Source organism: Pseudomonas monsensis, from assembly GCF_014268495.2.
Classification (GTDB): Bacteria; Pseudomonadota; Gammaproteobacteria; order Pseudomonadales; family Pseudomonadaceae; genus Aquipseudomonas; species Aquipseudomonas monsensis.
Genome location: NZ_CP077087.1, coordinates 126297 through 143690, shown reverse-complemented (window position 1 = coordinate 143690; position 17394 = coordinate 126297). Strand labels below are relative to the sequence as shown.

Sequence of the window (17394 nt, the reverse complement as noted above, 5' to 3'; positions counted from 1 at the left end):
ACGCTGCCCGCAATGTTCTGATCGCCCTAGCTGCGACGCACGTAAGCCTTGCCGTAGTGCCGTTCCATCCGCGCCTGAATCAGCTCCAGCCCGATCGACATCAGCCAATAAATGATCGCTGCGGTCGTCAGCATTTCGATGTAGCGGTAGCTTGAGCGCCCATAGGATTGCGCCAGAAACATCACTTCCCAGACCCCCATCACCGAAATCAGTGACGAGTCCTTGAGCATCGAGATGAATTGGTTGGTCGTGGGCGGAATGATCGTGCGCATGGCTTGCGGCAGGGTGATCCGCCAGAAAATCACCGTCTCGCGCATCCCCAATGCCAGCGACGCTTCGCGCTGGCCGTGATCGACACCGAGGATACCGGCGCGGAAGATTTCGCTCAGATAGGCGCCGTAGTTCAGCGACAAGGCGATGATGCCGGCCACAATCGCGCCGGGCACGATACCCAGTTGCGGCAAGCCCAGGTAGATCAGCAGGATCTGGATGAGCAGTGGCGTGCCGCGAAAGAACGAGGTGTAAAAACTGGCGATGCCGAACGCCACGGCGCTTTTCGACAGGCGTGCCAGTGCCGTGATGAAGCCCAGCAGCGACGAGGCGACGATCGAGCACAGACAGAGGAAAAGCGTCAGCGCCGCCCCTTGCAGAAAACCGTTGGGCGCCAGGTGCAGGCCGACCAGATTGGGCAGTTTGTCGAGGATGATCGAGAACTTCAGGTCGAAGCTCAGGAAGAACCCGGCGAACAGGCAGAACAGCGCTGCCCAGGTCAGGTACAGCCGCGTACGGAAACCGAACATGCGTTGCAGGCGTGATTCAGCCACCGGTTGCGGTGGCTGTGGAGGTGTCGGGAAAGCAGTCATTGGCTGATATCGGCGCCGATCCATTTTTGCGACAGTTGGCTCAGGGTGCCGTCCTGTTTCAGTTGCGCGAAGACCTCGCGAACTTTGGCATCCCATTGCGCGTCGCCCTTTTCGATGGCCACCGAATTCGGTTCCGAGTACAGCGCCGGCCCCGCCAGCTTGAAGCGTTTGTCTTGGTTCAGGCGCGGCTGTGCGGTGACGAGGTTGGTGAGAATCGCATCCAGGCGCACGCCGGCGCCCAGCCCCAAGTCCTGGAAGGCGACGTTATCGGTGTCGTATGGCGCGATCTGCACATCGTCGAACGGGTACTGCAACTGCGTGTCTTCGGCGCCTTCGATCACCAGGTTCTTGTTCAGATAGCTTTCGTAGCTGGAGGCGCTGGTGAGACCGACTTTTTTGCCACTCAGGTCCTTGGCGTCGTGGATGCGCTCATCCTTGGCGTTGACCACGATCACCGCTGGCGAAGCGTAGTACTCAACCGGGAAATCGAACACTTCGGCGCGGGCCTTGCTCGGCGTCATCGAACAGATGCAGATGTCGTAGCGCCCGCTCCAGCGGCCGGCGGCAATGACGTCCCACGACGGCGTTTCGAGTCGCAACTTGACCCCCAGTTTTTCCGCCACGGCCTTGGCGACATCCACATCGAAGCCGTCGAGTTGGTTCTGGTCATTGAGGAACGAGAACGGTGGATAGCTTTCCATCAGCACGCCGACCAGCTCTTTCTTTTGCTCGATACGGTCCAGGGTGGCACCGCCAAACGCTTGCGTGGAGGCAGCCAGAATCGTCAGGCCCAGGGCCAGTAGCGGTTGAAATTTCACAGTCGATCCCTGAGCAAAAAAGAGGTTGTTATTAACCGGATGGTGCGTATTAAATAGTTATAAGAACGACTCCGATAGTGAGTTATTTTCATAAGCATATGAGTGAAAAGCATATGGGCGCAGTAAGCACGATTATTCTCGATGGCGGCATGGGCCGTGAGTTGCAGCGCGCCGGTGCGCCATTTCGTCAGCCGGAGTGGTCGGCGCTGGCGTTGAGCGAGGCGCCTCAAGCGGTCGAAGCGGTGCATGCCGCTTATATCGCCAGTGGCGCCAATGTGATTACCACCAACAGTTACGCCGTGGTGCCGTTCCATATTGGCGAAGAACGCTTCGCCGCTGAAGGGCAGGCGCTGGCCGCGTTGGCCGGTGAGCTGGCGCAACGTGCGGTGCAAGCCTCGGGGAAATCCGTGCGGGTGGCCGGCTCATTGCCACCGCTGTTTGGCTCGTATCGGCCGGATCTGTTCAACGCCGACCGAGTGACCGAGTTGCTGGCGCCATTGGTCAATGGCCTGGCACCGCACGTGGATCTGTGGCTGGCGGAAACCCAGAGTTCGCTGGCCGAGGCGCGAGCGATCCATGCGGGGTTGCCGAAGGACGGCAAAGCGTTCTGGCTGTCGTTCACCTTGCAGGATGAAGACACCGATGAAGTGCCTCGTCTGCGTTCCGGTGAGCCTGTGGCCGAAGCGGCCGCGGTGGCGGCTGAGTTGGGCGTCGAGACGTTGTTGTTCAATTGCAGTCAGCCGGAAGTGATCGGTGCCGCGATTGATGCGGCGCGCGCCACCTTCGAGCGTCTGGGGGTGAAGATTCACATTGGTGCGTATGCCAATGCGTTTCCGCCGCAGCCAAAAGAGGCAACCGCCAATGACGGACTTGATCCGTTGCGCGATGACCTGGATCCACCGGGTTACTTGCACTGGGCGATTGACTGGCAGCAGCGTGGCGCCAGCCATTTGGGCGGTTGCTGCGGGATCGGCCCGGAGCACATTGCGGTGCTTGCGCAAAAGCTGGGCTGACAGCCGATCAAAAGATCGCAGCTTGCGGCTGCTCCTGCATGGGATTCAAATACACCCTGCAGGCGCTGTCGCGGGCTGCGATCGTTTGTTTTCAAGCAATCAGGAACGGCATTCCACCAAGCCTTTTACCTGCCCGTCTGGCGTCTGATTTTCATCCGCCAGCCACTGCTCGAACCCTGCCGCGATCGCCGGCCACTCTCCATCCAGAATCGAATACCACGCGGTGTCGCGGTTCTGGCCCTTGACCACCATGTGCTGGCGGAACACGCCTTCGAAGCTGAAGCCCAGGCGCTCGGCAGCGTATCTGGAGCGGGCGTTGCTGTTGTTGCACTTCCATTCGAGGCGGCGATAACCCAGCTCGAAGGAATACTTGGCCAGCAGGAAAACCGCCTCGGTGCTTTTCGGTGAACGCTGCATCGGCGCACCGAAGGTGACGTGACCGATTTCGATGCGGCCCTGGGCCGGGACGATCGACATCAGGCTGAGGAGGCCTTGCACCTGACCGCTGGCGCGATCAACGACGCTGAAGAAGTACGGGTCGCTGGCGGCCGCGTGGTTGTTCAGCCATGCGTCGAACGCTGTGCGCTCCGGGAATGGGCCGTAGGGTAAATAATCCCAGAGTTTGGGGTCGGCACCGGGGCCTTCGAGGGCGGCGAACAGTTGGTCACCGTGGCGCGCCGGGTCGAGTCTTTCCAGGCGAATGAAGCGGCCCTCGAGCAGGGTGGCGGTGGGGGCGGGGACGCCTTTCCAGTCAGCGAGTGAAGCGGTCATGCGTGCGTCTCCTTAAAGGGCTTTGCGAAACTGGATGAAGCCCGGGCGTTCGGCGATGCGCTCGTAGAGCTGGATCGCGGTGGCGTTGGTTTCATGGGTCAGCCAGTGGACTTTGCAGCAACCGTCGGCCTTGGCCGTGGCGTAGACGTGTTCGATCAGCAGACGACCGACGCCGGTGCCGCGGACTTGCGGCACCACCAGCAAGTCCTGCAGGTAGCAGGAGTTTTCGATGCTCCAGTTCGAACGATGATAAATGTAATGCACCATGCCCACCGCCTTGCCGTCGGCCCAGGCCAATGCCGCGTGGGTGGGTTCGCCCGGGTCGAGAAAGCGCTGCCAGGTGCTTTGCGTCACCGTGTCCGGCAGTTCGGTGTTGTAGAACCTCAGGTAAGCCTGCCACAGCGGCAGCCACGCGGCGTGATCGCCAGCGGTGACGGGGCGTATCTCGATCTGACTCATGGTGATTTCCTTAGCGCATCAGTTGGGCGAGGGTTTGATCGTTGACTTCGGGACTGGCGGCCAGGCCTTCGCGCACGCCGGCGATATCGTCAGCGCTGCGGTTCTGGCTGAGCTTGCGCTTGCCTTCGAGGCGGTCGACGGGAATGGCAAAACCGACGATGGCCTTGAGCATGCCGTCGATGTAATCGGCCGGCGCGTCGGCCACCGACCAGGGTTGTGCGCGGCCAGCCTCATGGCGGTCGGTGAGGGTGCTGACGATGTCGAGCAGGCGTCCGCCGTCGCTGAAGGTTTCGGCGCGGCCGTAGGCGTGCACGGCGACATAATTCCAGGTCGGCACGACTTTGCCGTGTTCGGCCTTGCTGGGGTAGAAGCCCGGGCTCACGTAAGCATCGGCGCCGGCAAAGATCAGCATGGCCTCGGCACCGTCGCGCAGGTCTTTCCACTGGGGATTGGCTTTGGCCAGGTGTCCGTACAGCGTACCGAACTCACCCTGTTCGCGATGCAGCAGCACCGGTACATGGCTGGCTTGCAGGCCGTTGGTGCCGTGGCTCACCAGAATGGCGAGGCGGGTGGCGAGGATCAGTTCGTGCAGTTGCGACAGCTCGTCGATGGCAAAGGCTTTGGGCGTGTACATGGCGAGATTTTCCTTGGCGAATGCCAGCATCGTAGGCAGGCTATTGGACTGTTGTAAGAGCCATTAACGGCCAATTTCACAGGTCCATTGCCATGTCCGTTTCGCCGCCGCTGTCCATGCCATTCAATCCCGCCGGTATCGAGCTGGATCGCCGCCTGGGCTTGAGCCGCCAGCTCTACCAGGCCCTGCGTCTGCGGGTACTCGATGGCCGGCTGGCCAGCGGCACGCGATTGCTGGCGAGCCGGGATCTGGCGTCAGCACTGGGGATTTCCCGCAACAGTGTGGTGCGGGCCTATGATCAGCTGTATGCCGAAGGCTTTATTGAAGGACGAGTCGGCGACGGTACCTACGTGGCGCAACTGGCTCAGTCGCTGAGCTCGGCAAAAAAACTATCCACAAAAGTATCCACAGGGTTGTCAACAGGCTTACCCACAGCCTTATCCACAAATTGGCTGGATTTGCCTGTGGTTTCATCCAGTAACGTTATCCACAGCGCGACATTTTCGCGCCTCGAAAAGAACCATTTACCGCGTCCGCCCAGTGGTCCGCCGCGTGCATTTCGCGTGGGTGTGCCGGCGTTCGATCTGTTTCCCTTCGAGGTCTGGGCCAAGCTGAACGCGGCTTTCTGGCGCAAACCGGATCTTCAGCAGCTGTGCTACGGCGACCCGGCCGGCGATGCGCGTTTGCGCGGGATGATTGCCGCTTATTTGCGCAGCTCCCGTGGCATGCAGTGTTCGGCTGAACAAATTGTGATCACCAGTGGCGCCCAGCAGGGCATCAGTCTTTGTGCACAGTTGCTGGTAGAGCCGGGCGACGGTGTCGCGATCGAGAATCCCGGCTATCGCGCGGCGGGTCATGCGTTCGCTGTGGCCGGGGCGCAATTGCACGGCGTGGCGGTGGACAGTGAAGGCATCGACTGTGCGGCGATGGCCGGGCTCAGCGATTGTCGCGTGGCTTACGTGACGCCCTCCCATCAATACCCGACCGGCGTAGTGATGAGCCTGGCGAGGCGTCTGGAGTTGCTGGCGTGGGCCGAACGCAATCAGGGCTGGATCGTCGAGGATGACTATGACGGCGAGTACCGTTACACCGGCGCACCTTTGGCGCCCTTGGCAGCACTCGATCGGCAGGGCCGCGTGTTGTACGTCGGTACCTTTGGCAAAGTCGCATTTCCGGCGTTGCGCCTTGGTTATCTGGTCTTGCCTCCCGGGCTGGTGGACGCGTTCTCGCAACGCCGGGCGGTGGATGTCCGGCATTCCGAGGTGAGTACTCAAGCGGTGATGGCCGAATTCATGGCCGCCGGGCATTTCCAGCGACACATCCGGCGCATGCGCCGCGCCGCGCTCAACCGCCGCAATACGCTGCTCGATGGCTGGCCGTCGGGCATTCCCGGGGTGGGTGCGCTGCCGGCGGTCTCGGCCGGGCTGCACTTGACGGTGGCGGTGGAGAGCATCGCGCGCGAGCAGCAGTTGGTCGAGCAGGCGGCACGCGCGGATGTGGAGATCAACGGTTTGAGCAGCTATTGGTTGCCCGACTCGACGACGCCAGCCGATCGCCGCGCCGGTCTGGTGCTGGGCTTCGCCGCCGTTCCGGAGCCGGCCATCAGAGCGGCACTGATGCGCCTGCGCCAGGCGTGGCTGGGGTGAAAAACAGGCTTTGCGCCAGCGGGTTGCTGATTTCGCTGCGGTAGATTGCGATCAGGTCCTGAGTGCTGTTGCCTTGCCGATAGAACGCGCCTCCCAGCCGTCGTTGCCGGACGGTTTTCATGTGTGCCGCGGTGAAGCGGCCAACCGCGTCAGCGCCTTTCGCGTAATGGAAATGCGCGTACCACAACACCTTGCCGGCTTTTGCATCGCGCACTTCATATTCATCCAGAAAGTCTTTGGCTCGCCCTTTGAGCCGGCGGCGTTTGACGGTTTGCGTGATCTTCACTTCGTTTTTGTGCCGGAGCCATTCCACGCGGGCCGCGGTCGGCGGTTGTTGTTTGATCATCTGAATACGCGCATTCGTACCCTTTGCGTACAGGGCTGTCGCGGCTTCGCTCAGGGCGTGACCGAGGGCTTGCGTCGGCCGCTTTGAGTCGACGGTCTGATTGCTGGCCGTCAGCGCCTCGTCGATCGCTTCGCCGGCATTGCGTAAACGGGCGGCGTGCTGATGGTAGATTTCTTCGATCTCCACCGGAATGCGTTGCGCCCGATTGATGAGCGCCTCGGTACGTCGCCGGAACAGCGCCAGTCCGTCGATCAGGGCCTGACCGGCCTCGACGCTTTTCGCAAGATTGGGCGTGGTTCTGGCTGGCGTCGGTTTCGGCGAAAGGTGTTCGACCCACTCACCTGGGGATTTCTCATGGAAGGTCGCGATGACCCCCGTCAGCTCGCCTCGTACTGCCACCAGATGAGCGGAATCTGCCTCTGTGCCGGTCACCGGTTCGCCGACGAGGGTGCCCTTGAATCTGGTTTTGATGATCTTGCGGCTCCATGAGGCCGTCGGTTTCGACGGGTCAGGTATTGGCTCCAGCAAGTGTTTGTTGCGCAGCAGGTCGGCCAGTCGTTCGTCCGTGCGCACCTTGAACTCAAGCGTGCGCGCACGCACGTGGTTCAGCCGGTCGTTGTCGAGCTGCTCAGGGAATTCGGCGGCAAAATCGACGAAGCGCTGATCGACCGAAGCAAATTGCTCGGAAAGATTGCTCAGGGTTTCGGTCCGCTCGCGCAGGTTGGTCAGGCTTTCGTCGCTGGTCAGATTCAGTGAACTCTGAATATTCAGGGCGGCGTCCTCGATCAGGGCTTCGAGCATCTGCCGGGCGTCGGCGTGAATCGCTGACGTGCCGGGTCGGACGCAGATTTCCTGGCCGAGACTGATCTGCAACAACTTCATGTTGTCCAGATTGTAATCGGGCACGCCCTTGCGATATTTGTTGACCCGCTCGACACCCTCTTTGCCGAGCCGTTGCAATTCTTCGAGCCGCGACTCGACCGCTTCCATTTTCTCGATGATGCCTTGGGTCTGTCCGGTCATGCGTTCGCAGGCCAGGATAAACGCCGACGATTCGGTGTCGGGGTTGGCGGCCATCATGTCCATCGTTGACTTGACGCTGACTTGATAGGTCGCGGAGTGTTCGTTGAGCCACTCCAGTATCAGGAATATCTGCATTTCCAGACGTTGAATCATCAGCCCGCGAAAGGCCGGCTCGGGCTCTATCAGCTCCAGGGCCTTGAGCTTCTCGATCATGGCCCCGTACTCCCGACTTTGCGCGTCGAGGACATCAAGGTATGGCTGGCGTTGCCCCTCACGGGCCTCGGGCAATGCTTCTTGCAGCGCGGCGCGCGCGGCCAGGAGACGGGTACGTTTGTCCGGCATGGTCAGGTCGAACGCTTCGATTTCCGTGTTCAGTGCCTTGGCTTGCGCCTGCCGTCTTTCCCGGGCTTCTCGCTGACGCCTGCTCAGGCCGCCACCGCGCAGGCGCAAGCGCAGGTCGATGATCCATTGGCCATTGACGGTGCGGGCCAGCACCGGGCCGGCGCGAGGTGGCTGCTGGCGCGAGTCGATCACCTGAATGTCTTCGTTGTCGTTGATCTGCACTTCAAACCAGCGCTGGCCGACGGGCGCGTACCATTTCGTACCGTGGGCATACAGCGATCTGTATGGCCCTGAGCTGTGGGGCGTGCCGAGGTCTTCGGGCCGGGTGACTTTGAAACGGTCGAGCAACGATGCCAGCGCTGTCGGTGAGCGTTTCAAAGCCGCAGGGGTGTTGAGTGAAGTCTCACGGGCGGGCAGAGGATCGTCGTCAATCACATCCGGCAAACGCTGCGGTTTGAGCGCTTGCGGGACGGGTTTCGGGACTTGCGTGGGTTCTTCCGGTGCGCTGATAGATTGCGTCTGGGGCTTGTCGCCGACCGCCGCGCGATGGGCCAGCACCATCCCCCAGCGCGAGGAGAATATCGGCCAGTGCCGACCAGGCGACCTCGCCGGATGCTTGATTGGCGACGTCGCTGACTTCCTGCAGGTCGTCCATGATTTGCCAGATCCATGCTGCCGTTCCGACGCTGCGCCCAAGAAACGGCAGCGCCGCATTGAACAGCATCCAGCCACCCTGCTTGAGCGTGGCCCAGCGTGCTTCTGCGTCGGAGACCGACTGACGATCCGCCTGGGTGATAAGCGCCTGGACGTTGCTGGCGTACAGGGTCTCCAGTGCATCGTTTTCGATAAGCGTGGTGCCCAGTTCGACGGGGCGTGACATGTCCAGGGGCGTCACCGGATTGACCAGCAACTGCGGAATCGTCCACACCGAAGGCAGTCTGGCGGTGAACACAAACTGGCTGTAATTGAACCGTACATCGTCCGGCAGCCAGGCCAGTACCGACTCACGCAGATGTTGCGAATGCTGGATCGCATACAACAGGTTGGCGTGGCCGGGGTATTGGAGCAGTGCCGTTTCAAACAATGGCCGATACAACACGCAGGGGCCTGAACCGGCCACGCGCGGGCCGATGACGAACATGTTCTGCACGGTGTCCGCGCCTGAACTGCTGCGGTGGGCAACGAATGCCAATGGCCGGATGACAATGTCCAGTCCATCGACCCGACGCTCGCCGGCAGTGCTGCCGAGGGCGGCGAGTACATAGCGGTAACCCTGCTCGTCGATACCGGCCTTGCCAAGAATTTTGTTTTGCAACGCCAGCAGCGGCAGTTCGATGCACAACTGGCGGGTGTAGAGCGCTTGCAGGGTGTGCGCCTGCGCAATGTCATCGACCAGCCGCGCTTTCAGGTACGCCGGGTAGGTCCTGCCGATGTCGACGGTGCTGACCAGGTTTTCCAGGTAAGCCACGCTCATCCACGCCGGCAATGCGCTGCCGTCCCTGGCGCTCACGGTCTTGTTGCCCAATGGCAGGCCCGCCAGGTTCTGCAGGGCCAGTTCGAGGAGCGACAGGGTCCGGGTCTGCGTATTGCCCGGCAGAACGAATGTGCCCCAGACCACCACGCTGGTGATGCTGACCTGGATGTCATCAATGTTCACATCAGCTGCTGTGGGATGGTCCTTGAGCATTGCCCGGCTCAGGGCATCGCGGGTGAAGGTCTGCAGGCTGTCCACTTCACTCTGAAAGGTTTTGCCATTGTTGGCATGCTGCACGGTGGTCAGGTCCAGCAGATGCCGGCTGTAGCTGGACTGATCGGCGGGGGATGCGGTGTTCAGCCACGAGGGCAACAACGGTTGCAGGCGTTCCATATGCGGTTTGAGGCGTGGCGTGGGTTGCTGATGATTGCCCGCAGTACCGGCGTGTGGGTAGAGGTTGTATTCGGTCGAGCCATCGAAGAAGTTGATCTGCCCCAGCGCATCAGCCTCCAGTGCAATCAGGCTGCAGGCCTGATGATCGAAAAAATTGCCGTCGGGCTCGAACAGCCGCCACTTGAGCTCGGCACTGGTGCTGTTGCGCCCGAAACGGCGCGGCAGGGTGTCGGCGAACTCATCCAGCGAATCGAAGCGCTGAAATCCATTGATCACCGAGTAGCTGATGATCAGGCTGCGTTCTGCCGCGGTACCGATCAACACGGCTGTGTCGAGCCGGGCCATGTGACCGCGTTCGGCCTCGGCACTGTGGTCGAGGTCGATCAGGCAGGCGCGTGTCTTGTAGGGATCGCCGGGCAGCCGCTGGCGTTTGTCCGGCTGCTGGAAAACCCTGTGCGCCATGGCCTGCAGGTCGGCATCCCAGCCAAGGCTGGCGTCGACGTTCCACAGGTTGCGCAAGGCATCGGACAATTGCAGCCAGCGCGGCTGTCCGGGGCTGGTGAATTCGTCCCAGTATTCGACCTGTTGTTCTTTGTAGGCGATGAACAGCAGCGGGGCCAGTTCGTTGAGCAGGGCGCCGATGGCATCGATCTTTACCGGCAACTGGAGTGACACGGGGACGCCAGGCTGCAAGGTGAGAAAGTGCTCGCCCTCGAGATACGTCACCGTGGTTCCGGACAGGCCGAGCCGTACCAGCACATCGGTGAGCGATTCGCTGTGACTGGCGCCCGCGATCACCTGGTCGTCGGCGATGAGCCAGGAGGGGGTCACCACCATCGCCAGTTGCGGGTCGATGTCCAGCGTCGGGTACAGTGCTTTCAGCGCGGGTTGCAACGCCCGGGTCGCAACTTCGCACGGCGACGGGCCGGTCACCAGTTGCGTTATCACTTCAACGGCGCTGGGTAAGGAGGGTTCGGTCATGGGCAAGTCCTGCTCTGTTTGGGGCGCCCGGCATGGGCGGCGAGTCAGCGCAAGATAAAAGGCCCATCGCACCGGTGTGCGGTACATAAAGCTTGCGGGCAAAAAAAGACCCGCAAGGGCGGGTCTCCGTCAGCAACGTTGTGTCAGGTGCCGGACTTGATCTTCGTCCACGCCCGGGTGCGTGCCCGTTCGGCGTCGCGCGGCAGTGGTTGCAGGGTGTACAGCGTGTTCATGGCGGCGTCGGTCGGGTACAGATTGGGGTTGTTGCGAATAGCCGGATCGACCTGTTCGGTGGCGTCCTTGTTCGGGTTCGGGTAACCGACAAAGTCGCTGACCGGCGCAATCACTTGCGGCTGCAACAGGTAGTTGATGAAGGTGTAGGCGTCCTCGGTGTTCTTCGCTCCCTTGGGAATGGCGAGCATGTCGAACCAGATCGGTGCGCCTTCCTTCGGCAGGCGCATGTCGACCACCACGCCGTTCTTCGCTTCCTTCGCCCGGTTGGCCGCTTGCGAGAAGCTGCCGGAATAACCGACGGCGACGCAGATGTCACCGTTGGCGATATCGGCCATGTACTTGGACGAGTGGAAGTAGGTCACGTAGGGCCGGATCTTCATCAGCAAGGCTTCGGCTTTTGCATAGTCGGCCGGGTTCTTGCTGTTCGGATCAAGACCCAGGTGTTGCAGGGCCAGCGGCAGAATCTCCGACGGCGAGTCGAGCAGGGCGACGCCGCACTGCTTGAGTTTGCTGATGTTGTCTTCCTTGAAAATCAGGTCCCAGCTGTCCACCGGCGCATTGTCGCCCAGCGCAGCTTTGACCTTGGCCGGGTTGAAGCCGATCAGGATGGTGCCGTACATGTAAGGCACGGCAAATTTATTGCCCGGATCGTTGGCTTCGATCAGCTTCATCAATTTCGGATCGAGGTGATTCCAGTTCGGCAGTTTGCTGCGATCCAGCGGCTGGAATACGCCGGCCTCGATCTGCTTGGCGAGGAACACGTTGGACGGCACCACCACGTCGTAGCCGGAGTTACCGGTCAGCAGCTTGGCTTCCAGCGCTTCGTTGGTGTCGAAGATGTCGTAGACCAGTTTGGTCTGGGCGTTCTGCGTCTTGAAGTCTTCCAGGGCCTTGGGCGTGATGTAGTCGAACCAGTTGTAGACGCGCAAGGTGCGTTCTTCAGCGTGGGCTGCGCTGCTCAGCAGCGCCGCGCACAGGGCTGGCGCGATGAAATGCTTGAGTCGGTTCATTGTTCAAACCCTTCCAGCACGTTCACCGCGTTGATGCCGATTTCTTCCACCGCGTAACCACCCTCCATGACGAACAGGGTCGGTTTGCCGAGGGCGGCGATGCGTTTGCCCATCGCCAGGTAATCCGGGCTGTCGAGTTTGAATTGCGAGATCGGGTCGTCCTTGAAGGTATCGACGCCCAGCGAGACCACAATGATGTCGGCGCCGTAGCGCTCGATCTCGTTGCAGGCCTGGTCCAGTGCCGCGCTCCACACGTCCCAGCCGGAACCGGCGGGCAGCGGGTAATTGAAGTTGAAGCCAACACCTGCGCCTTCGCCGCGTTCATCGTCGTAGCCGAGGAAGAACGGAAACTCGGCTTCCGGGTGGCCGTGAATCGAAGTGAACAGCACGTCGCTGCGCTCATAGAAAATCGACTGGGTGCCGTTACCGTGGTGGTAGTCGACGTCGAGGATCGCGACCTTTTGGTGCCCCTGGTCGAGGAACGCCTGAGCGGCGATGGCCGCGTTGTTGAGGTAGCAATAACCGCCCATCAAGTCGCTGGCAGCGTGGTGTCCCGGTGGACGGCACAGGGCGAAGGCACTGCGTGCCCCGCGCTGGATTTCCGCCTGGGCAGTCAGCGCCACTTGCGCTGCGCTGTAGGCCGCTTGCCAGGTGCCCGCGGTGATCGGTGCGCCGCCGTCGAAGCTGTAATAGCCGAGTTGGCCGTGCAGGCTGGTCGGTTTGATCTGCCGCAGCGTGCGCGCCGGCCAGGTGTAGGGCAGCAGATCGCCGTCGGTGTTGAATTCAGTCCAGCGCTCCCATGCGCCTTTGAAGAAGTCGAGGTAATCGCGGCTGTGGATGCGTGTGATCGGCTCCAGGCCAAAGTCCTTCGGCGCCTCGACCGGGCCAAGGTGCTGGTTCTGCACCCGTTGCAACACGTGGTCAGCGCGTGAGGGCATTTCAAAGCATGGCTTGAGCTGGCCGTCGATGAGTTCACAGCGACCATGGTGCAGGTGGTGATCGTCCGAGTAGATCGTCAGCATTTGTTGTTCTCCGCAGGGCTGGTTCGGTGGCCTCCAGTGTTGCGGCGCGCGGCGAATCGGAGAACGGCAGAAAAGGCCAAAAGGGGATCGTTATGGCCAAAAGGTCTGACCGCAATTCGCCCCTTGCTGATGCAGGTTTGCACCTGTCATGGGCAGGAAATACAACATCCTTGTGGGAGTGAGCCTGCAGGGGGGGGCTCAGTGGGGTCTGAACTGGCTCGGCGCCACGCCGCTCCAGCGCACGAAGGCATGGCGAAAACTCGCGGTCTCGCTGAAGCCCAGAGTTTCGGCGATGCGGTAGATCGGCAACTGATCCTCACACAACATCTGCTTGGCGCGCTCGAAACGCAGCTCATCCAGCAACTCCTGATAACTGCTGCCCATGTCCTTGAGGTGGCGGCGCAGGGTGCGTGGCGAACACTTCATCTGGTGGGCCAGGCCTTCCAGTCCCGGCGCGGCATTCAGCTGGGTGCTGAGCAAGTGGCGGATGCGCCCCAGCCACGCCTGACGCCCGGTGAATTCAAGGTTCTGCTTGCGGCAACGTTCAGCCATCGCCTGATGGGTGATGACGTCGGCCAGCGGCAGTGGTTGCTCGAGCCAGCGGCGGTCGAACGCGAAGGCGTTGTCCTTGGCAGCGAAGTGCAGCGCACTGGCGAAGTGTTCGGCATAACTGTCGCGATAGTCCGGCGCATCATGCTCGAATCGCGTCGCCAGCAGCGGTAGTGGATGTCCGAGCAGGTCGTCGCAAATCACCTTCAGCGACACCAGGCAGAACTCGGCATTGAACACCGCCATCGCCGGGCTCTCGCGATAATCGGCGGCGACGAACCAGACCCGCTCGCCATCCTCTTCCAGACTCAGTTCAAAAAGTGTTCCCAGCAGCGCCGGATAACGGATCGCCAGACGCAAAGCGTCACCGAAGGTGGCACAGGTCAGCAGTGCGTAACCGAGGATGCCGTAGCAGGACACGTGCATGCGCCGGCCCAGTTCGAGGCCGATGTCATGCTTGAGGGCCACGGCGTTGGCGCAGACCTGCATTTCCTGATTGGTGGTGATGCGCGTGTCGGCGCGGGCCAGATCCGCCGCACTGATGCCGCTGCCCGTGAGCAGGGCGTCACTGGACAGGCCCTGATCCTTGAAGGTGTTAAGCACCAGCGAGACGGCGTTGAGGGTGGTGAGGTGGGAGTGCAGCATAGGATCTTCCAGCCTTGGGGATGGCTGGAGCGCAGCAAGTTGCATGCCGGACAACGATCAAAATGCAGGAGTGAGCCTGCTCGCGATAGCGGTCTGTCAGTCACCCCAGGGTTTACTGACAGACCGCTATCGCGAGCAGGCTCACTCCTACAGGGTATTGCGTTGTGTCAGATCAGTTCGCCGCAGAGGTCGAGTTCGATCAGACGCCGCACTTCAGCCGTTTCCAGACCGGCACCGAGCAGCGCCTGCAACTTGCCGAACGCCGCCTCGCGGGTCATGCCGCCACCGGACAACACGCCCACGCCACGCAAGCGGCTGCCGGCCTCGTAAACGTCCAGCTCGACGCCGCCTTCATGGCACTGCGTGACCGCGACCACCACCACACCTTTATCCCGCGCACGGCCGAGGCTGGCGAGGAACTCGGCGTTGTCGCTCGGACCGGTGCCGCTGCCGTAGCATTCCAGCACCAGGCCCTGGATGCCGCCGTCGAGCAGGCCGTCGACAATCCCGGCGCTGATGCCGGGGAACAGCGGCAGCACCGCGACATTCGCCAATTGTCTGGGCTGGTTGTAGTTCAGCGCTGCGGGGATCGCCGTAGCTTTCACGCCGCCACCCTGACGTTCCAGGCGCTTGAACGGATGCCGGCCGAAGCTGCGTACTTTCGCGCAGCGGGTCGGGGCCAGCAGTTCGCCGTGGAAGTACAGGTGCACGCCTGGCGCCAGGCCCTGGCCGAGGGCGACCAGCGCGCCACTGAGGTTTTCCCAGGCGTCGCTGTCAGTGACGCCCGCCGGCAGCATGGAGCCGGTGAAGCACACGCGTGCGTGGAGGCCGAGCAACTGGAAACTCATCGCGGCGGCGCTGTAGGCCAGGGTGTCGGTGCCGTGCAGGATCAGCACGCTGTCGCAGCCTTGCACGTCCACGGCATCGACCACCGCTTCACGCAGTTGCTGCCAATAGGCCGGGGTCATGTTGGCGCTGTCGATCAGCGGCGACATTTCCCGGAAGCGCCACTGCGGCACCACCAGCTCGGGTTGGCTGTGCAGGTAGTCGCGCATGCGGGCTTCGAAACCGGACGCCGGAGCCAGGCCGTTGGCACTGGCCTGCATGCCGATGGTGCCCCCGGTGTAGAGCACCATGACGTGTTGAGCGGCGGGGTAGGTCGACGAATTCATGGGGATTCTCCGAAAGGATGAGGTCCTTGTGGGAGCGAGCCGGCTCGCGAAGGGGGCATCCCATTCAACATTAATGTTGACTGATCAACCGCTATCGCGAGCAGGCTCGCGCCTACAAGTTATTGCATCACAATAACTGACGGGCGCAGGGGATGCGCCCGTCATTCACCTGTCAGCGTTGCGCTGCAGGCACGCCTTGCGGCTCGACGTCGGTCTTGCCGGCGGCTGGCGCGTCGGTCGGCCAGGCTTTCAGGTCCAGGTCCAGATCGGCAAATTTGCTGGAGTCGAACACGGGCTGCTTGACGCCGGCGCGGCGCTGCTCGTCGTAGTCGCGCATCACGCGCATGCCGACCTTGAACAGCATGGCCAGGGCCATCAGGTTGACGAAGGCCAGGCAGGTCATGGTGATGTCGGCGAAGGCGAACACGGTCGACAGATCCTGCATCGAACCCCATACCACCAGCGCCAGGACCAGACCGCGGAAAATCATCAGTGCGGCGCGGTTGCGGGTAAGGAACTGCAGGCTGTTCTCGCCCAGGTAGTAGTTGTAGAGGATGCAGGTGAAGACGAACAGCGACAGCGCGACGCTGACGAAGATGCGGCCCCAGTCACCGACCACGGCGGCCAGCGAGTTCTGGGTCAGGACGATGCCGTCACCTTCGAAGCCCGGGGTGTAGAAGCCCGACAACAGGATCAGCAGCGCGGTGCAGGTGCAGATCACGAAAGTGTCGAGGAACACGCTGAAGGCCTGAACCACGCCCTGAGCGCCCGGGTGCTTGACGGAGGCCACTGCGGCGACGTTCGGCGCACTGCCCAGGCCCGCTTCGTTGGCGAACACGCCACGCTTCACGCCCATGACAATGGCGCTGCCCAGCAGGCCGCCGAAGGCCGGGTCGAGACCGAAGGCGCTCTTGAAGATGGTTTCCAGCATGGCTGGCACGTGTTCGATCTGGGTGCCGATCACGTACAGGGTCACGCCGATGTAGGCCAGGGTCTTGACCGGTACCAGCAGGTCAGACACTGCGGCGATACGCTTGATGCCGCCGATGAAGGTGATGGCCAGCAGCACCGCCAGGACGATACCGGTTTGGCGTGGGTCGAAGGCAAAGGCGTTCTGCAGCGAGTGGGTCACGGTGTAGGACTGCAGGCCAATGAAGGCGAAGCCGTAGGTGACCAGTAGCAGGATCGAGAACACTACCGCCATGCCTTTCAGCTTGAGGCCATGCTGGATGTAGTAGGCCGGGCCGCCGCGGTACAGGCCGTCGCCATCGGCGCGCTTGTACACCTGAGCCAGGGTGCATTCGAAGAAGCTGCTGGACATGCCGACCAGTGCGGTCACCCACATCCAGAACACCGCACCCGGACCACCGAGGGTCACGGCGATGCCGACACCGGCGATGTTGCCTGCACCGACACGGCCGGCAAGGCTGAGCATCAGGGCCTGGAACGAGCTGAGTTGCCCGCCGCTGCTTTTCAGGCTGTCGCGGAACACCGCGAACATGTGGAAGAAGTGCCGCAGTTGAACGAAACGCGAGCGAATCGTGAAGTAACTACCGAGCCCGACAATGAGCACGATCAGTACTTTCCCTGAGAGGAAGTCGTTAATGACTTCGAGCATGGATTTTTCCTCGCTGTTTTTTGTGTGAGCAAATGCTGGACGGTCGGAAACATCGTGTTACGCCGGTGTGCACGCGGCACGACAGGAGAGGCGATGGTTTCGTCCCGGAGCTATTTCGCGGGTTTGTTATTAGTTCGGGTTTCGCATGGGTTATGGCCTCGTTACCGACGACCGCTCACGCGAAGAGGGGCGGCACTATACCGATCAGTGCGGCGCCCGTCTGCACGGTTGTGGTGCAAGCGACGAAACGAAGCTTTGAAACACCCGGCGTTACCGGCGCCGGGCTTTTGTAGGCGTGAGCCTGCTCGCGATGCAGACGCTGCGGTTTTGCAGGCTCACCGCGTAATCGTTCATTGCGAGCAGGCTCACTCCTACAGAAGA

13 protein-coding genes are annotated in these 17394 nt (G+C 61.8%); 2 read left to right on the top strand and 11 right to left on the bottom strand.

Annotated features, from left to right (window positions below; genetic code table 11):
• Positions 1-26 precede the first annotated feature (26 nt).
• Together HV782_RS00645 and HV782_RS00640 are read right to left on the bottom strand one after the other, a co-directional pair.
• Positions 27-863 (bottom strand): amino acid ABC transporter permease, encoded by an 837-nt coding sequence (locus HV782_RS00645; RefSeq protein WP_123469989.1) that lies wholly within the window; start codon positions 861-863, stop codon positions 27-29.
• Positions 860-1681: an ABC transporter substrate-binding protein gene (locus HV782_RS00640; protein WP_128613607.1), complete on the bottom strand. Its 822-nt coding sequence runs from the start codon at positions 1679-1681 to the stop codon at positions 860-862. The genes HV782_RS00645 and HV782_RS00640 overlap by 4 nt, the downstream gene beginning before the upstream one ends.
• Positions 1682-1794: 113 nt before the next feature.
• Between HV782_RS00640 and HV782_RS00635 the strand changes: the two genes are divergently transcribed.
• On the top strand, positions 1795-2694 hold the full coding sequence (locus HV782_RS00635) for a homocysteine S-methyltransferase family protein (RefSeq protein WP_186743864.1): 900 nt from the start codon (positions 1795-1797) through the stop codon (positions 2692-2694).
• 99 nt (positions 2695-2793) lie between these two features.
• Here HV782_RS00635 and HV782_RS00630 read toward each other — a convergent pair whose 3' ends face one another.
• From HV782_RS00630 to HV782_RS00620, 3 genes are read right to left on the bottom strand one after another with little or no spacing between them, the layout of a single operon-like run.
• Positions 2794-3465: a GNAT family N-acetyltransferase gene (locus HV782_RS00630; RefSeq protein ID WP_123469983.1), complete on the bottom strand. Its 672-nt coding sequence runs from the start codon at positions 3463-3465 to the stop codon at positions 2794-2796.
• A 12-nt stretch (positions 3466-3477) separates the two neighbouring features.
• Positions 3478-3924, bottom strand: a complete 447-nt coding sequence (locus tag HV782_RS00625) for a GNAT family N-acetyltransferase (RefSeq protein WP_128613610.1) — start codon at positions 3922-3924, stop codon at positions 3478-3480.
• Positions 3925-3934: 10 nt separating this feature from the next.
• Positions 3935-4558 (bottom strand): FMN-binding negative transcriptional regulator, encoded by a 624-nt coding sequence (locus tag HV782_RS00620; RefSeq protein ID WP_186743866.1) that lies wholly within the window; start codon positions 4556-4558, stop codon positions 3935-3937.
• A gap of 92 nt (positions 4559-4650) precedes the next feature.
• On the opposite strand from HV782_RS00620, the gene pdxR reads away from it, so the two are divergent.
• Positions 4651-6204: a MocR-like pyridoxine biosynthesis transcription factor PdxR gene (gene pdxR / locus HV782_RS00615; protein WP_186743868.1), complete on the top strand. Its 1554-nt coding sequence runs from the start codon at positions 4651-4653 to the stop codon at positions 6202-6204.
• Between the two features lie 2138 nt (positions 6205-8342).
• Here pdxR and HV782_RS28505 read toward each other — a convergent pair.
• The 6 genes from HV782_RS28505 to HV782_RS00585 form a co-directional block, all read right to left on the bottom strand.
• Positions 8343-10763: a dermonecrotic toxin domain-containing protein gene (locus HV782_RS28505; RefSeq protein WP_225931046.1), complete on the bottom strand. Its 2421-nt coding sequence runs from the start codon at positions 10761-10763 to the stop codon at positions 8343-8345.
• A 143-nt stretch (positions 10764-10906) separates the two neighbouring features.
• A complete protein-coding gene (locus HV782_RS00605; protein WP_128613613.1) occupies positions 10907-12007 on the bottom strand; it encodes a polyamine ABC transporter substrate-binding protein in 1101 nt (366 codons plus the stop codon).
• Positions 12004-13029 carry a histone deacetylase family protein gene (locus HV782_RS00600; RefSeq protein WP_186743871.1) on the bottom strand — a complete coding sequence of 342 codons (1026 nt, stop codon included), beginning with the start codon at positions 13027-13029 and terminating at the stop codon, positions 12004-12006. The genes HV782_RS00605 and HV782_RS00600 overlap by 4 nt, the downstream gene beginning before the upstream one ends.
• A gap of 198 nt (positions 13030-13227) precedes the next feature.
• A complete protein-coding gene (locus tag HV782_RS00595; RefSeq protein WP_123469967.1) occupies positions 13228-14223 on the bottom strand; it encodes an AraC family transcriptional regulator in 996 nt (331 codons plus the stop codon).
• Positions 14224-14390: 167 nt separating this feature from the next.
• The gene (locus tag HV782_RS00590; protein WP_186743873.1) at positions 14391-15395 is read right to left on the bottom strand and encodes an asparaginase; all 1005 of its coding nucleotides are present in this window, start codon (positions 15393-15395) and stop codon (positions 14391-14393) included.
• Between the two features lie 172 nt (positions 15396-15567).
• A complete protein-coding gene (locus HV782_RS00585; protein WP_128613616.1) occupies positions 15568-17013 on the bottom strand; it encodes an alanine/glycine:cation symporter family protein in 1446 nt (481 codons plus the stop codon).
• Between the last annotated feature and the right edge of the window lie 381 nt (positions 17014-17394).

What these genes read in the sequence shown, in the direction of transcription:
- HV782_RS00645 (WP_123469989.1), bottom strand. Translation starts at nt 863, where the DNA reads ATGACTGCTTTCCCGACACCTCCACAGCCACCGCAACCGGTGGCTGAA.
- HV782_RS00635 (WP_186743864.1), top strand. Translation starts at nt 1,795, where the DNA reads ATGGGCGCAGTAAGCACGATTATTCTCGATGGCGGCATGGGCCGTGAG.
- HV782_RS00630 (WP_123469983.1), bottom strand. Translation starts at nt 3,465, where the DNA reads ATGACCGCTTCACTCGCTGACTGGAAAGGCGTCCCCGCCCCCACCGCC.
- HV782_RS00625 (WP_128613610.1), bottom strand. Translation starts at nt 3,924, where the DNA reads ATGAGTCAGATCGAGATACGCCCCGTCACCGCTGGCGATCACGCCGCG.
- HV782_RS00620 (WP_186743866.1), bottom strand. Translation starts at nt 4,558, where the DNA reads ATGTACACGCCCAAAGCCTTTGCCATCGACGAGCTGTCGCAACTGCAC.
- pdxR (WP_186743868.1), top strand. Translation starts at nt 4,651, where the DNA reads ATGTCCGTTTCGCCGCCGCTGTCCATGCCATTCAATCCCGCCGGTATC.
- HV782_RS28505 (WP_225931046.1), bottom strand. Translation starts at nt 10,763, where the DNA reads ATGACCGAACCCTCCTTACCCAGCGCCGTTGAAGTGATAACGCAACTG.
- HV782_RS00605 (WP_128613613.1), bottom strand. Translation starts at nt 12,007, where the DNA reads ATGAACCGACTCAAGCATTTCATCGCGCCAGCCCTGTGCGCGGCGCTG.
- HV782_RS00600 (WP_186743871.1), bottom strand. Translation starts at nt 13,029, where the DNA reads ATGCTGACGATCTACTCGGACGATCACCACCTGCACCATGGTCGCTGT.
- HV782_RS00595 (WP_123469967.1), bottom strand. Translation starts at nt 14,223, where the DNA reads ATGCTGCACTCCCACCTCACCACCCTCAACGCCGTCTCGCTGGTGCTT.
- HV782_RS00590 (WP_186743873.1), bottom strand. Translation starts at nt 15,395, where the DNA reads ATGAATTCGTCGACCTACCCCGCCGCTCAACACGTCATGGTGCTCTAC.
- HV782_RS00585 (WP_128613616.1), bottom strand. Translation starts at nt 17,013, where the DNA reads ATGCTCGAAGTCATTAACGACTTCCTCTCAGGGAAAGTACTGATCGTG.